The sequence below is a fragment of the Kitasatospora sp. NBC_01250 genome, from assembly GCF_036226465.1.
In the GTDB taxonomy this organism is placed as follows: Bacteria; Actinomycetota; Actinomycetes; order Streptomycetales; family Streptomycetaceae; genus Kitasatospora.
In genome coordinates, this window is the sequence record NZ_CP108476.1 from 1,448,654 (window position 1) to 1,462,521 (window position 13,868).

Consider the following 13,868-nt stretch of genomic DNA (forward strand, 5'->3'; position numbering starts at 1 on the left):
CTCCCAAGGCAGTTGCCCCGCTGAAACCAGTGACCGCGCCACCGCCCACGAAGCCGGCCCCGGTCCTGCCACCCCCGCCGCTTCCCACCCAGACGCATGCGGTGACCGCGGTGCCCACCCGGCCCCCGGACAACCTGTCCGTGGCGCAGGAGCCGCAGAGCGCCTTCGCCCTGGTCGCCATCACCATCCCGGCCGTCATCGCCGCGGCTGCCACCTTCATCAACCACACTGCAGGGAGACGTCGTTGAGTCTGGGAATCATCCTCGCCGTAATCCTCGGCGCCGCGCTGGCCGTGGGCATCCTGGCCGCCTTCGGCCGCACCACGCGCTCCCGCGAGGGCTCCTTCTCCAGCGGCGCGCTCGGGTTCCTGGGCTCGGCGTCGCTCTCGTCCTTCATCCTGGTCGCCGCCTTCCTGATCGCCGGGTCCTGGTCCAACCTGAACACCGCGCGCGGCCACACCTGGGACGAGGCCCGCGCGCTCAACGCCGCCTACACGGACGCCGACGCGAGCACCCGCCCGCTGCTGCGCTCCTACGTCGTCGACGTGATCGGCCCGGACTTCCAGGCGATGACCCACGGCAGCTCCGACCCGGCCACCTGGACCAGCCTTGACACCGTGCGCACGCACGTCGAGTCGCTGCCCGACTCACCCCAACGCACCGCCGAGCTCAGCGACTTGGACGACGTCTCGACCAAGCGCCAGATCCGTCTGGCGGACGCCTCGCTGACCCTGCCCGCCCCGCTCTACCCGGCCCTGATCGGTACCGGCCTGCTGGTGCTGCTCTACGCGCCGATCGCGGGCCTGACCTTCCACCACCGGGAGGCGATCGCACTCGGCCTGGTCGGCGCGGTGGTGGGCTTCGGGATCTACCTGGTGCTGCACATGACGCACCCCTACACCGGCCCGATGCACGTCACCCCGGTGGCCTACCAGCAGAGCCTGCAGCGCTTCGCCCAACTGTCCCAGCAGAGTTGACGCCCCAGGCGCGTCGAGCCGCCCGGCAGCAGGCCCCGCAGCCGCCGTCGCCAACGCCCCGGCCCCGCAGCCGCCGTCCTTAACGCCCCAGCACAGCACCGCCGTTGAGACCGATCACCTGCCCGGTGAGGTACCCGGCGGCCGGCGAGGCCAGGTAACCGACGGCGGCGGCGACGTCGGCGGGGGTGCCGGCCCGGCCGACCAGCGTGTCGGCCACCTTCTCGGCGTGGAAACGCTCGCTCCAGCGGTCACCGAAGATCTCGGTGTCCTCGATGTACCCGGGGGCCAGCACGTTGACCGTGATCCCGTCCGGCCCCAGCGCGCGGGCCAGCCCGAACGCCCAGCCGTGCAGCGCCGCTTTCGCCGCGGCGTACGAGCCGGCCGAGTGCGCGCCTGCGCCGCCGCGCTGGGCGGCGGCGGAGCTGATCATGATCAGCCGCCCGCCGGGACGGCGCAGCCGCTCCTGCAGCGCGGTGGTCAGCAGGACGGCCGTCAGCAGGTTGGTGTCCAGGTCCCGGCGCCAGGCATCGGCCAGCGCGGCGAGCGTCTCGTCGGCGGGCGCGGTGATCACCGCGCCCGCGTTGTTCACCAGGACGTCCACCGGCCCCAGCTCGGCGATCACCGCCGCGGCCTCGCCGACCTGCTGAGCGTCGGTCAGGTCCACCGGCACCGGCACGACGCTGGGCGCGCCGACCGCCCGGTCGATCGAGGCGCGGGCCTGCTCCAGGACCTCCGCCCGCCGCCCGAGGACGACCACCCGGCGGCCGTCGGCCGCCAGCTGCGCCGCGATCGCCTTGCCGATCCCGGTCCCGCCACCTGACACCACCGCAAGCCGCTGCTGTCGCACCGTTCCCCGCTCCCCCCGGATCGGGCCGGCCGACCCGCCCCTATGATCATCGGCAGCACCCTATCGGCCGCCCACCCACCGGTCGCTCCCGCACCAGAGCCGCCGATGATCGAGAATGTCGGCCATGAGGTTGATCTCCGCACTGGCCGGTGTCCTGCTGCTCGCGCTCACCATCGCCAGCATTCTGCGCACCCTGGTGGTGCCGCGCGGGCTCTACTCCTCGCTGGTCACCCGGCTGTGGCGGTCGCTGCGCGCCGTCCTGCACGCCTGCGCCGCGCCGTTCCGCAGCTACCGGGCCCATGACCGGGCCCAGGCCTGGCTGGCGCCGCTGATCCTGGTCGGCATGCTGTTCTGCTGGCTCTGCGCGCTGCTGGCCTCCTTCACGCTGCTGACCTACGCCGACTCCGGACTCGGCTGGAGCGTGTCGATAAGAGAGGCCGGCTCCAGCCTCTTCACCCTCGGCTTCGCCAGCGGCGACCGGCTTCGGCTCTCGGCGCTGGACTTCCTGGCCGCCGCCAGCGGACCGGTGGTGATCGCGCTGCAGATCGCCTACCTGCCCACGCTGTACGGCTCGTACAACCGCCGGGAGGTCGAGGTGACGCTGCTGCAGTCCCGGGCGGGCGAGCCGGCCTGGGGACCCGAACTGCTGGCGCGGCAGTCCCTGGTGGACACCGAGACGGCGCTGCCGCAGCTCTACCGCGACTGGGAGCGGCTGGCCGCCGAACTGGGCGAGAGCCACTCCAACTACCCGGTGCTGGTCTCCTTCCGTTCCCCGCAGGCGCACCGCAGCTGGATCGTCGGGCTGATCGCGGTGATGGACGCCGCCGCGATCCAGCTCTCGCTCAGCCCGCGCAGCGCGCCGCCGGAGGCCCGGCTGGTGCTGCGTGCCGGCTTCACGGCGCTGCGCGACATCGCACGGGTGCTGCGGATCGACTACGACCCTGATCCGGAGCCGAACAGCCCGATCCGGATCAGCTACGCCGAGTTCGACGCGGCGGTGACCATGATCATCGCCTCCGGTTTCGAGGCCGAGCGGCCGACCATACTGGCCTGGCCGCACTTCCACGGCTGGCGGGTCAACTACGAGTCGATCGCCTACGAGCTCGCCCGCCGCTGCGACGCCGTGCCGGCCCTGTGGACCGGCCCGCGGGACTTCCCGGCCACGCCGATCCCGCCCCGCCGCCCCGCCGACCGGCGTCCTGGTGCGACGGCCTGATGACCTGACGACCCGATGACCGGCATACGGCTGCGACAGCCTGATGACCTGACGGTCCGACAGTCCCTCCGGCGCCCCGGGCATCCGGCCGCCCCCGGTGGCCGCCGATGTCCGCCGATGTCCGCCCCCGGTGGCCGCCGATGTCCGCCGGAAAATCCCTCGCAGGCCGTGGCGAGGAGCGCTAGAGTCCCTGCCGATGACCACTCACTCTGTTCACAGATTGGGGGTCCCATCCGCGCAAGGTGAGTGCTGATGCTCACTCCGACTGCGCGTGGGGATTCCCACCTCTCCCGCTGGCTGCGCGTGCGCGAGTTCGCCGTGCCGTCCGCCATGATCGCAACCGCGACCGCCCGCCGCTCCGCCGGGGACTGGGCAGGGGCGTGCGCCGCCGCAGGCGTCGACGTCGACCTCGGTCTGCGAACCCTGGCGCGCACCCACGGCCGGGAACTCACGGCACGGGTCCGGGCCGACCTCCGCCGACTGGCACCCGACCTGCTGCGCTGGCACCTGCCGAGGGTCGCCCCGGACGGACTGCTGCGCCCGGGGCTGACCGTCTCACTCGCCCGCTACCCAACCGCGGACGGTGCCGGCGACCGCCCGGTGCACCTGGTGGTCCGGACCCCGCCCGCCTGGGCGGACGCCGGCCAGCGGGTCAGCCTCGCGCTGTGGCACGGTACCGGCCCCGACAGCGCCGCCGGCCTCCATCCGCATGCCCGCCCGCACCCGCGGTTCCGCCTCGACCTGCACCGCCACCTGTGGGACGCGAGCCGGGCCGACGAGCTGCGGCTGCGCTCCGGAGCCGGGCAACAGCCCACCGGCGCGCCGCCTCGGCTGCCGCCGCTTCCGCTACCACCGGGGCTGCTGCCGCCGGGTCGCTCCTGCGCCGTGGACCGGTGGGCGGCCGAGGCCGCGATCCTGCTCCTCGCCGAGGGCCACCCCGCCGGTGCCCATGGCCCACACCCCGTCGGTGCCGTCAGCGTGCGGCTCGGCTCCCGGCGCCGGCTCGTCCTGGAGCTGGTCACCGACCCGAGCGGCGTCGGCCCGCCGTCCGCGCGGGTCACCTCCGTGTCCACGGCCCCGGACGACCGCGTGCTGCCGGTCCTGCCCGACGCGGCGACCTGGCTGCTGCCCGACCTGGAGCTGCTCCGTGCGGGGGCGATCGACCCGGACCGGCTGCATCCACTGGTGGCCTCGGCGCTGGTACCGGAGCACCGGACGACCGCTCCCTGCGCCGCCACCGGCCACGCGGGGCAGCCACGCCTGGTCGACTGCCGGGGAGCCCGGCACCGGATCGGCCTGGTCGACGGGGTCCTCGCCCCGCTGGACCACGACCCCGCCGAGATCCGCCGCGAGGAGTTGCTGGCCGCACTCTCGGGCACACCGCTGCCCTGCCTCCAGGCGATCGACCTGGCGCACCGCCGTCCGGACAGCCTCACCGGCGTCCGCGAGCGCCTGGACCACGGCGACATCGCCGGTGCGCTGACCGTCGTCGAGGAGCTGCTGGGCCCGGAGGCCCTGCTGCGCCCCGGCGCCCTGCGGGACGAGCTGGAGACGGCCGCGCTGCGGCGGATCAGCTATGGGCTCTACCGGGCCGGGCTGGTCGGCCCCGGCCCCGACCGTCTCCCGCCGAACCCGCCCCGCCCCCGTGACCACCGCCGGCACCCGCGCCACGCGCTGACCGGCTGAACCCACCCGCCGAACCGAACCGCCGAACCGACCGGCTGAGCCCGGTCCCACCCGCCCCACCACCACAACCACCACAACCGACACAGGTGATCACCCATGCCCGCACACGCCCCGTCCGACCCCACCATCGCCCCGCAGCTCGAGGTGGCCGGCGAACTGCTGGCCCTGCTGCGTGACGCGACCACCGAGCCACGCCAGGACACCCAGCTGGAAGCCCTCACCCTGGCCGTGGCCGCCGACCTCCCGGTGCTCCTGTGGGGCGAACCGGGGATCGGCAAGACCGCAGCGCTGACCCAACTCGCCACCGCCCTGGACCTGCCGCTGACCACGGTGATCGCCAGCGTGCACGAGCCCTCCGACTTCTCCGGCCTGCCCGTCCTCGGCGACGACCCCGCGCAGCAGGGCGTCCCGATGGCCCCGCCGGACTGGGCCGTGCGCCTGGTCCGGACCGGCCGCGGACTGCTCTTCCTCGACGAGCTCTCCACCGCACCGCCGGCCGTGCAGGCCGCCCTGCTCCGCCTGGTCCTGGAGCGGCGGATCGGCACGCTGCAACTACCGCCCGGCGTACGGATCGTGGCCGCCGCCAATCCGCGCGCCTCGGCAGCCGACGGCTGGGAGCTGAGCCCGCCGCTGGCCAACCGGTTCGTCCATCTGCAGTGGACCCACGACCACGAGGTCGTGGTGCGCGGCCTCGGCGGCACCTGGCCCCGGGCCACCCTGCCGCGGCTGGACCGCGAGCGGCTGCCCGGGGCCGTGGACGTCGCCCGTCGCGCGGTGTGCGGCCTGCTCACCGCCCGCCCCACGCTCGTGCACCGGCTGCCGACCGGCGAGAGCCGCCGGGGCGGACCGTGGCCGTCGCCGCGCAGCTGGGAGACGACCCTGCGTCTGATCGCCTTCGCGACCGCGGCAGGCTCCTCCCGCGACGTGCTCTCCCTGCTGGTCAGGGGCACCGTGGGCGACGGTCCTGGGCTGGAGCTGCTGGCCGCGCTGGACCGGATGGACCTGCCGGATCCCGAGGTGCTGCTCGCCGACCCGGCGAGCGCCACGCTGCCCGAGCGCGGGGATCTGCGGCAGGCCGTGCTCGACGGTGTGGTGGCCGCGGTCCGCCGGCAGCCGGAGAAGTCCCGCTGGGACGCGGCCTGGGCGCTGCTGGCGCGCGCACTGGAGACCGGAGCCCCGGACCTGGTCGTCGTCCCCGCGACCACGCTCGCCGCGCTGCGCCGGCCGGACTGGGACGTCCCGGCATCGATCGAGCGGCTCGCCGGGGCCGTGACGCTGACCCGGCGAGCGGACCGGGCGGCAGCGCCGACGGGACCGCACACCGCCGCCGGGGCCACCGCCGCCACCGCCGGGGCCCGCCGATGACCCCGACCACGCCGGTCGGACCCGGCACGCCGTCCATTCCCGGCGCATCGGCCAGACCCGGCACGCCGACCGCGCCGATCGAACTCGACCGCGAGAAGCTCTTCGCCGCCCGCCTGCACGCCGCCCGGGTCCGCCCCTACCTGGCGACGGCCCTGTTCGCGCTGCACACCGTCGAGTCCCGGCAGGTCCCGACGATGGCCGTCGACCGGCACTGGCGGTGCTACGTCTCACCGGCCTTCGTGGCGCGCACCCCGATCACGGAGCTGGCCGGCGTCTGGGTGCACGAGGTGTCGCACCTGCTGCGCGACCATCACGGGCGCAGCGACCGGGTCGCCCGCGAGCGCGGCCTGACCGGCCGCGGGGAACGGTTACGGATGAACATCGCCGCGGACTGCGAGATCAACGACGACGTGTTCGGTGAAGGACTGGCCGAGCCCGCGGGCGCCGTCCGGCCGGGAGCCCTGGGGCTGCCCGAGGGCCAGCTGCTGGAGGAGTACCTGCGCCAGTTCGGGCTCGGCCCCGGCACCTTGGGCATGGCCTGGCTGGACTGCGGCAGCGGCGCCGACGGCCTGGAGCGGGAGTGGGAGCTGGGGGCGCAGGGCGCGCACGGCCTGAGCGAGCAGGAGCGGGACGCCGTCCGGTTCCGGGTGGCGCAGGGCATCACCGGCCGTCCCGGCAGCGCCCCGAAGGGGTGGCGGCGCTGGGCGGAGGAGGCGTTCCAGCCGCCGCAGCCGTGGCGGGAACTGCTGGGGGCGGCGGTCCGCTCGGCGACCTCCGGCGCCGGTGCGGGCGAGGACTACACGTACGGCCGTCCGGCGCGCCGCTCGGCCGCGCTGCCCGGTGCCGTGCTGCCGAGCCTGCGGCGCCGGCCGCCCCGGGTGTCGGTGGTCATCGACACCTCCGGCTCGGTCAGCGACGCCGAACTGGGCAGCGCGCTGCGCGAGGTGGCCGCGATCTCCCGGGCCGTGGGCGGCCGTCGCGACCTGATCAGTGTCGTGCCGTGCGACGCGGCGGCCGGGACCGTGCAGCCGCTGTGCCGGGCCGAGGGGATCACGCTGGTGGGCGGCGGGGGCACGAATCTGCGCGCGGGCTTCGCCACAGCGCTGCGGACGGGGCCCCGGCCGGACGTGATCGTCGTCCTGACCGACGGACAGACCCGTTGGCCGGGTACCCGGCCGCCGTGCCGGACGGTGGTGGGCCTGTTCCCGCGGCTGCGGACGCGCGGGTCGTGGGACGAGAACGATCCCGACTACGTGCCGGACGCACCACCGGCGTGGGCGCGCGTGGTCGAGATCGGTTCGACCTCCGCGACCCGTTGACATGGAGTGCGCTCCACCTTGCAGACTCCTCCCCGGACGCGAGCGCCGCCCGAAGCCCCGAGCCCGAGGAGCGACACCCATGAAGTACCGCACGATCGGTCAGAACCCGGCCACCCGGCGCGAGGTGAGCGTGCTGAGCCTGGGTGCGATGAACTTCGGCACCAGGACCGACGAGCAGACCTCGTTCGCCATCCTCGACGCCTACGTGGCGGCCGGCGGCAGCTTCGTCGACACCTCCAACAACTACGCCTTCTGGGCGCGGGGCACGCAGGGCGGGGAGAGCGAGGCGCTGCTCGGACGCTGGCGGCGCAGCCGTGGGATCGGTGACGAGATCGTCATCGCGACCAAGCTCGGCGGCCGTCCGCTCAGTCCGAGCACCACGTTCGGCAAGAACGTCGAGGGGCTGTCGGCCGAGGTGATCCGTGCCTCCTCGGCGGCCAGCCGGGAGCGGCTCGGCGTGGAGAAGCTGGACCTGCTGTACGCGCACATCGAGGACGACCGGGTGCCGCTGGACGAGACCGTGACGGCCTTCGCCGAGCTGGTCGCCGAGGGCAGCGTCGGGCTGCTGGGGGTGAGCAACCACTGGGCGTGGCGGGTGGAGCGGGCCCGCGCCCTGGCGGCGGCGGCCGGCCTGCCCGGCTACGAGGTGCTGCAGTACCACCACAGCTACCTGCGGCACCGCACCGACATGCCGACGCTGCGTTCGGCGGACGGCAACATCGGCGTGGCCGGTGGCGACGTGCTCAGCTACCTGCGGTCCGACCCGGGCCTCGCGCTGGTCGCCTACTCGCCGCTGCTGGGCGGTGGCTACAGCAGGCCGGAGCAGCCGTCCGACCCCGGGTTCGACCACGCCGGCACCCCGGCGCGCTGGGCCGCGCTGGCGGCGGTGGCGAAGGAGACCGGGGCCACCGCCAACCAGGTGGTGCTGGCCTGGCTGATCGGCGGCGAGGTGCCGGTGATCCCGCTGGTCGGGGCCTCCTCGGTGGCGCAGGTGACCGAGAGCCTGGCGGCGGTGGACCTGGAGCTGACGGCCGAGCAGCGGGCCCGGCTGGACGAGGCGCACTGACCCTCGCAGGGCCGGCCCTCGGGGCTCGAAAAACCCTGCTGCTGTCGCTGATCCGTTCGCCGGAATCGCGCCGGTCCGCGGCCGGGTCCGCCCAGCTCAGCCCCGGTTGCGGCGCTGGACGCGCCAGGGGGGCGCGAAGCCGGGAACACGCTTCCCCGGCTGTCCACCGATTCGCTCGTTATCCCACCCGATTGGCCGTGGCAGCGATGGAATCTGACTACGCAACGGATTCCATCGCGGGCGGCGGAGCTCACCCGTCCGCCCCGCGACCGTGACGAATTGGGAGAGAGCCGATGACGACCGACACCGGGCCGGCCCCGACCGAACCGCAGCAGATCCAGGTGCGCGCCCAGCTCAGTCTGAGCACCGTGGCGGCACGCAACCTCGCCACCACGACCAAGTCCGAACCGCAGATGCAGGGCATCAGCTCGCGCTGGCTGCTGCGCGCGCTGCCCTGGGTGCAGGTCTCCGGCGGCACCTACCGGGTGAACCGCCGGCTCAGCTACGCCGTGGGCCGTGGCCGGGTGAGCTTCGTGAAGACCGGTAACGAGGTGCGGGTCGTGCCGCCTTCGCTGCGCGAGGTGCCGATGCTGCGCGGCATCGACGAGGACGCGGTGCTGGCCCAGCTGGCCGGTCGGTTCACCCAGCGCGAGGTGGCTCCCGGCGAGGTGCTCGTCCAGGCCGGGGAGCCGATCGACGAGATCTACCTGATCGCCCACGGCAAGATCGACCGGATCGGCACCGGCAAGTACGGCGAGTCCGCCGTCCTCGGCCACCTGGCCGACGGGGACCACCTCGGTGACGAGGCGATCCGCCAGTCGGACGCGCTGTGGGAGTACACGGTGAAGGCGGCCACCGCCGGCACCGTGCTCACCCTGCCGTGGGCCACCTTCCAGGAGTTGGCGGCGGCCTCCCCGGAGTTGCGCGACCAGATCGCGACCTACCTGACCGACACCGAGCAGGCGCAGAACCAGCACGGTGAGGCCGAGATCGAGCTGGCCGCCGGCCACGACGGCGAGCCGGACCTGCCCAGCACCTTCGTGGACTACGAACTCGCCCCGCGCGAGTTCGAACTGAGTGTGGCGCAGACCGTCCTGCGGGTGCACAGCCGGGTCGCCGACCTCTACAACGACCCGATGAACCAGATCGAGCAGCAGTTGAAGCTCACCGTCGAGGCGCTGCGCGAGCGCCAGGAGTACGAGCTGGTCAACAACCCCGAGTTCGGCCTGCTCGCCAACGCCGAGTACGACCAGCGGATCCAGACCCACTCCGGCCCGCCCACCCCCGACGACATGGACGAGCTGCTCAGCCTGCGCCGCGAGACCTCGCACATCTTCGCCCACCCCCGGGCGATCGCCGCCTTCGGCCGCGAGTGCAGCAAGCGCGGCATCTACTTCGGCAGCGTGGACATCGGCGGCCACCACATCCCGGCCTGGCGCGGCGTGCCGATCTTCCCGTGCGGCAAGATCCCGGTGGCGGGCGGGCACACCTCGTCGATCATCGCGATGCGTGCGGGCGAGGACAACCAGGGCGTGATCGGGCTGCACCAGACCGGCATCCCGGACGAGTACGAGCCCGGCCTGAACGTGCGGTTCATGGGCATCAACGAGAAGGCCGTGATCTCCTACCTGGTCAGCGCCTACTACTCCGCCGCCGTCCTGGTGCCCGACGCGCTCGGCGTGCTGGAGAACGTCGAGGTGGCCGGCCCGCGCTCCTGACGCACCATCGGCCGTCCACGCCGGCTTCACCCGGCTCAGCCGGTGAAGCCGGCGTGGACGTGGTCGTGGTGGGTGTCGTCGGTGAAGAACTGGTTCGGTGTCCCTCCCCCGGACAGTTGCCGCGGACCGCCGACGTTGTAGGAGCCCGCGGCGGCTGCCGCGCGCATGAAGCCGTCCACCAGGTCGTGCGGCGTGCCGGGGTCCACCACGGTCAGCCCGTTGATCCGCCAGACGTCGAACGCGCGCCCCAGCGGGTGGTCACTGGGCCGGTCGGTGCCGAACACGTCCAGCGGATGCCCCGAGCGCACCACGCTGACCGACATCGTGTACGTCCGGGCCAGCGTCAGCATCGCCTCCAGCACGCTGTCGTGGACCGCGCCGCTGCGCACGTCGGCCAGCGCGGCGGGCGGCAGTTCGATCCGGCTGTTCGCGAGCACCCGGCCGGCCGCGGCGGAGACGGTGGCGGCCACCGGCCCCGGCGCGGCGGGGTGCAGCGCGGTCACCGTCCACCGCGGCGCCGCGGCACTGAGCCGGACGTCGACCGTGGTGCCGCCCCGCGCGACCGCGCTCGGGGAGCCGGCGGCACCGGTCCACTGGTCGCACACCACCAGCACGCTCGCCGAGTCGGCCAGGATGCCGCCGTACTGGGCGTCGATCACCTGCAGTGCGGCGCGGTCGGCCGACGGGAGCAGCGGGCCGGCCTGGTCGGCCAGGGCAGGGTCGAGACCGCCGAGCGCCGTGACGCGGGCCTGTGCCGCCGCCGTCCCGGAACCCCCGGACGGCCAGCTGCCGAGCGCCTCGACCAGCTGCACCGCCCGGAGCTTGACGTCCGGTTGGATCTCCCCCGGCCCGGGCACCCAGGGCCTGGTGGCCGGCAGGCCGGCCGCAGCCGTGCCGGACGCGCGGCTTGTCGGGGCCCCCGGAGCGGCGCCCGAAGCGGTGGGCGAACTCGCGCCACCGCCGGGATGCCCAGCACCGCCGCCGCCACCCCCGCCACACCCGGCCGCGCCCAGCGCCCCGCTCGCACCCAGCACCCCGGTCGCCACCCCCGCCCGTAGCGCGGCACGTCGGCTGACCAGCACAGGCTCGGGTTCGGCACGCTCCATGGCCCACTATGGGCACGGACGGCCGCGGCCCGCCGGACTCCCCCGCCGGGACAGGAGAGCGTTGACACCGGATCGGCGCAAGCCGGCCCGATCCGTGCGGCTCAGCCCAGGCCGAGCGTGCTGAGGGCCGTGGTCCAGTCCGTGGCGATCGCGTTCTGCGCAGCGGTCAGCCCCGCCTTGCCGGCGCAGACGGCGTTCTTCAGCTTGGTCTCCACCCCGTCCTTGCCGTACGAGCTGCCGCCGTCGACCGTGGCGTGCGGCTCGGGCCACAGGTTCAGCGGGGAGGTCGGTGAACCGCCGAGCTCCAGCGGTATGAAGTGGTCCTCCTCGTAGTCCGACATGGTGGTGTCGGCGTAGCCGTAGGCCACGATCTGCTGCGCCTTCAGGCGGTTGGTGTAGGAGGTCGGCGGCCGCACGGTGGCCGTCCAGCCCGAGACGCAGATGGTGGAGTCGATGGTGTCCTGCGTGACGTCCGGATTCACGGCGCCGGGCGTGCACGAGGGGTCGGGCAGCGGCAGGTAGGCCTGCGAGCAACTGGCCGCGGCGGCAGCCACGGTGGGGCCGGTGTGCCCGGGCCACTGGTGGCCCGGCGCGGCCTGGGCGCCGGTCGCCCCGACCAGCGCGAGGGCACCGGTCGCAGATCCGAGCGTGACGGCCAGGAAAGCTCTCAGGCACCGCAGCTTCGATGAACGCATGGACGCTCCCAGGGAATTGACCTGTTGTCAGGCCGACCGGATTGGATGCGTCCATGACAGCAGTGGCTCGGCGCCCGCTGAAGGGTTCATGCGGTGAATAGTTAGTGACGCGCGTAGCACGACTCGAACAAGCCCTGCCGTCAGGGCCCGCGCCGGACCCCCTGCCGAACCCCACCGGCGAAGCCCGACACCAGTCCCCAACGCCGAAGCCCCAACGCCGAAGCCGCAACGCCGAAGCCCCGGCGCTCACGCACCGGGGCTCCGCGGCGAACCAGGCCTGCCAGTCAGCTCATCACACGGATCAGCATGAAGCCGTCGTAGCCCTTGCTGCCGACCGTCTGCACCGCCGTGGCCTCGACCCGCGGTTCGGCGGCGACCAGCTCGTTCAGGCGCCGGACCCCGATCACCGCCGGATCCGTGCTCTCGGCGTCGGCGACGGCACCGCGGCGCACCACGTTGTCCACGATGATCAGCGAACCGGGACGGGTGAGCCGCAGCGCCCACGCGAAGTACTCCGGGTTGCTGGGCTTGTCCGCGTCGATGAAGACCAGGTCGAACGGCTCGGCACCGTCGTCCACCAGCTCGGCCAGGCTGTCGACCGCGCGCCCGGTGCGGACCTCGGCCACCTTCTCCAGGCCGGCCTCGTGCAGGTTCGCCCGCGCGACGGCGGCGTGCGCCGGGGAGATCTCCAGCGAGATCAGCCGGCCGTCGGCGGGCAGCGCCCGGCCCAGCCAGATGGCGCTGTAGCCGCCGAGCGAGCCGACCTCCAGGATCCGGCGGGCCCCGGCGGTCAGCGCCAGCAGGTGCAGCAGCTTGCCCTGGGTGGGCGAGACGGCGATGTGCGGCAGGCCGGCGCGCTCACTGGTCGCCAGGGCGGCGGTCAGCGCCGCGTCCTCACCGACGAGCGCCTCCTCCAGGTACTCGTCCACCGCGGTCCACTGCTGCTGGGTCATCCGAACCTCCACGCCTTGCCGAGCTTTCCACCGCCGATCCTACGGGCAGCACGGGCAGCGGGAATGACCACCCGTCAGGGCCGCCGGCCTGCCGACCTGCCGTCCGCGCTCACTCCCCCGCGGTCACCCGGGTCGCCGCCGCGGGTGCCGCGTCCTCGGTCGCCGCCGGCGCGCCGAAGGCCCGCGCCGCACGGCGCTTGATCACCAGCCCGATGACCCCACCGCCCACCAGCACGATCCCCAGGGCCACATAGGAGAAGCCCTGCATGTACTTCTCCACCGCCTTGCCCACGTAGTACACGGCCACCGTGGTGCCACCGGCCCAGGTCACACCGCCGAGCACGTTGGCGATCAGGAACTTCCAGTACGGCATCCGCAGTGCGCCGGCCAGCGGCCCGGCGAAGATCCGCAGCAGCGCGATGAACCGGCCGAAGAAGACGGCCCACATGCCCCACTTGTGGAAGGCCCGCTCGGCGGTCTCCACGTGCTCGGGGCCGAAGTGCCGGGGGAACTTCCGGCCGAGCTTCTCGAAGAGCGGCTTGCCGCCCTTGCGCCCGATCGAATAGCCGATCGAGTCGCCGATGATGGCGCCGGCCACCGCGCAGAGCGCGACCAGGGCCGGATTCACCGTCCCCTTCGAGGCCAGCACGCCGGCGGCGATCAGGGCGATCTCACCGGGCAACGGGATACCGAGGCTCTCGATGCCGATGATCAGCCCGACCAGCGCGTAGACAGCACCAGGGGGCGCGCCGTCGATCCACTGTTCAATGTGCAAGGCCGGTTCCTCCAGAACGCGGATCAGTCCGTCGACAGGGCAGCCTAGCCTGCCATCTCCAGCCCGAACGCTTTACTGCCGCTTTAGGTTCCTTTCGGCTCGGCACCGCCGGGATCCCGACCCGCCCGCGATCGTGTAGACAGTGT

13 protein-coding genes are annotated in these 13,868 nt (G+C 73.7%); 8 read left to right on the forward strand and 5 right to left on the reverse strand.

Going from position 1 to position 13,868, the window contains the following annotated elements; translation table 11 throughout:
* The first annotated feature begins 110 nt into the window (after positions 1–110).
* Together OG500_RS06530 and OG500_RS06535 are read left to right on the forward strand one after the other, a co-directional pair.
* On the forward strand, positions 111–248 hold the full coding sequence (locus OG500_RS06530) for a hypothetical protein (protein WP_329577603.1): 138 nt from the start codon (positions 111–113) through the stop codon (positions 246–248).
* Complete coding sequence (locus OG500_RS06535) at positions 245–976, forward strand: bestrophin-like domain (protein WP_327065433.1); 732 nt, start codon at positions 245–247, stop codon at positions 974–976. Before OG500_RS06530 ends, OG500_RS06535 begins: the two co-directional genes overlap by 4 nt.
* Before the next feature lie 79 nt (positions 977–1,055).
* On the opposite strand, the gene OG500_RS06540 is transcribed toward OG500_RS06535, so the two are convergent.
* Positions 1,056–1,823 (reverse strand): SDR family NAD(P)-dependent oxidoreductase, encoded by a 768-nt coding sequence (locus OG500_RS06540; RefSeq protein ID WP_329577608.1) that lies wholly within the window; start codon positions 1,821–1,823, stop codon positions 1,056–1,058.
* Between the two features lie 124 nt (positions 1,824–1,947).
* Between OG500_RS06540 and OG500_RS06545 the strand changes: the two genes are divergently transcribed.
* From OG500_RS06545 to OG500_RS06570, 6 genes are all read left to right on the forward strand, one after another.
* The gene (locus OG500_RS06545) at positions 1,948–3,039 is read left to right on the forward strand and encodes a hypothetical protein (protein WP_327065435.1); all 1,092 of its coding nucleotides are present in this window, start codon (positions 1,948–1,950) and stop codon (positions 3,037–3,039) included.
* A 252-nt stretch (positions 3,040–3,291) separates the two neighbouring features.
* Positions 3,292–4,725, forward strand: a complete 1,434-nt coding sequence (locus OG500_RS06550) for a hypothetical protein (RefSeq protein WP_329577611.1) — start codon at positions 3,292–3,294, stop codon at positions 4,723–4,725.
* Positions 4,726–4,821: 96 nt separating this feature from the next.
* Complete coding sequence (locus OG500_RS06555; RefSeq protein ID WP_327065437.1) at positions 4,822–6,090, forward strand: AAA family ATPase; 1,269 nt, start codon at positions 4,822–4,824, stop codon at positions 6,088–6,090.
* Positions 6,087–7,409 (forward strand): vWA domain-containing protein, encoded by a 1,323-nt coding sequence (locus OG500_RS06560; RefSeq protein ID WP_329577614.1) that lies wholly within the window; start codon positions 6,087–6,089, stop codon positions 7,407–7,409. The genes OG500_RS06555 and OG500_RS06560 overlap by 4 nt, the downstream gene beginning before the upstream one ends.
* A 79-nt stretch (positions 7,410–7,488) precedes the next feature.
* Positions 7,489–8,475: an aldo/keto reductase gene (locus tag OG500_RS06565; protein ID WP_329577617.1), complete on the forward strand. Its 987-nt coding sequence runs from the start codon at positions 7,489–7,491 to the stop codon at positions 8,473–8,475.
* Between the two features lie 293 nt (positions 8,476–8,768).
* Entirely contained in the window at positions 8,769–10,193 is a 1,425-nt protein-coding gene (locus tag OG500_RS06570) for a family 2B encapsulin nanocompartment shell protein (RefSeq protein ID WP_327065440.1), read from the forward strand.
* A 35-nt stretch (positions 10,194–10,228) separates the two neighbouring features.
* On the opposite strand, the gene OG500_RS06575 is transcribed toward OG500_RS06570, so the two are convergent.
* From OG500_RS06575 to OG500_RS06590, 4 genes are all read right to left on the reverse strand, one after another.
* The gene (locus OG500_RS06575) at positions 10,229–11,299 is read right to left on the reverse strand and encodes a hypothetical protein (RefSeq protein WP_327065441.1); all 1,071 of its coding nucleotides are present in this window, start codon (positions 11,297–11,299) and stop codon (positions 10,229–10,231) included.
* 101 nt (positions 11,300–11,400) lie between these two features.
* Positions 11,401–11,994: a hypothetical protein gene (locus OG500_RS06580; RefSeq protein WP_329577620.1), complete on the reverse strand. Its 594-nt coding sequence runs from the start codon at positions 11,992–11,994 to the stop codon at positions 11,401–11,403.
* A gap of 284 nt (positions 11,995–12,278) precedes the next feature.
* Complete coding sequence (locus tag OG500_RS06585) at positions 12,279–12,947, reverse strand: O-methyltransferase (protein WP_327065443.1); 669 nt, start codon at positions 12,945–12,947, stop codon at positions 12,279–12,281.
* A gap of 109 nt (positions 12,948–13,056) precedes the next feature.
* Positions 13,057–13,722, reverse strand: a complete 666-nt coding sequence (locus tag OG500_RS06590; RefSeq protein ID WP_327065444.1) for a DedA family protein — start codon at positions 13,720–13,722, stop codon at positions 13,057–13,059.
* Positions 13,723–13,868 lie beyond the last annotated feature (146 nt).

What these genes read in the sequence shown, in the direction of transcription:
- OG500_RS06545 (WP_327065435.1), top strand. Translation starts at nt 1,948, where the DNA reads ATGAGGTTGATCTCCGCACTGGCCGGTGTCCTGCTGCTCGCGCTCACC.
- OG500_RS06550 (WP_329577611.1), top strand. Translation starts at nt 3,292, where the DNA reads ATGCTCACTCCGACTGCGCGTGGGGATTCCCACCTCTCCCGCTGGCTG.
- OG500_RS06555 (WP_327065437.1), top strand. Translation starts at nt 4,822, where the DNA reads ATGCCCGCACACGCCCCGTCCGACCCCACCATCGCCCCGCAGCTCGAG.
- OG500_RS06560 (WP_329577614.1), top strand. Translation starts at nt 6,087, where the DNA reads ATGACCCCGACCACGCCGGTCGGACCCGGCACGCCGTCCATTCCCGGC.
- OG500_RS06565 (WP_329577617.1), top strand. Translation starts at nt 7,489, where the DNA reads ATGAAGTACCGCACGATCGGTCAGAACCCGGCCACCCGGCGCGAGGTG.
- OG500_RS06570 (WP_327065440.1), top strand. Translation starts at nt 8,769, where the DNA reads ATGACGACCGACACCGGGCCGGCCCCGACCGAACCGCAGCAGATCCAG.
- OG500_RS06575 (WP_327065441.1), bottom strand. Translation starts at nt 11,299, where the DNA reads ATGGAGCGTGCCGAACCCGAGCCTGTGCTGGTCAGCCGACGTGCCGCG.
- OG500_RS06580 (WP_329577620.1), bottom strand. Translation starts at nt 11,994, where the DNA reads ATGCGTTCATCGAAGCTGCGGTGCCTGAGAGCTTTCCTGGCCGTCACG.
- OG500_RS06585 (WP_327065443.1), bottom strand. Translation starts at nt 12,947, where the DNA reads ATGACCCAGCAGCAGTGGACCGCGGTGGACGAGTACCTGGAGGAGGCG.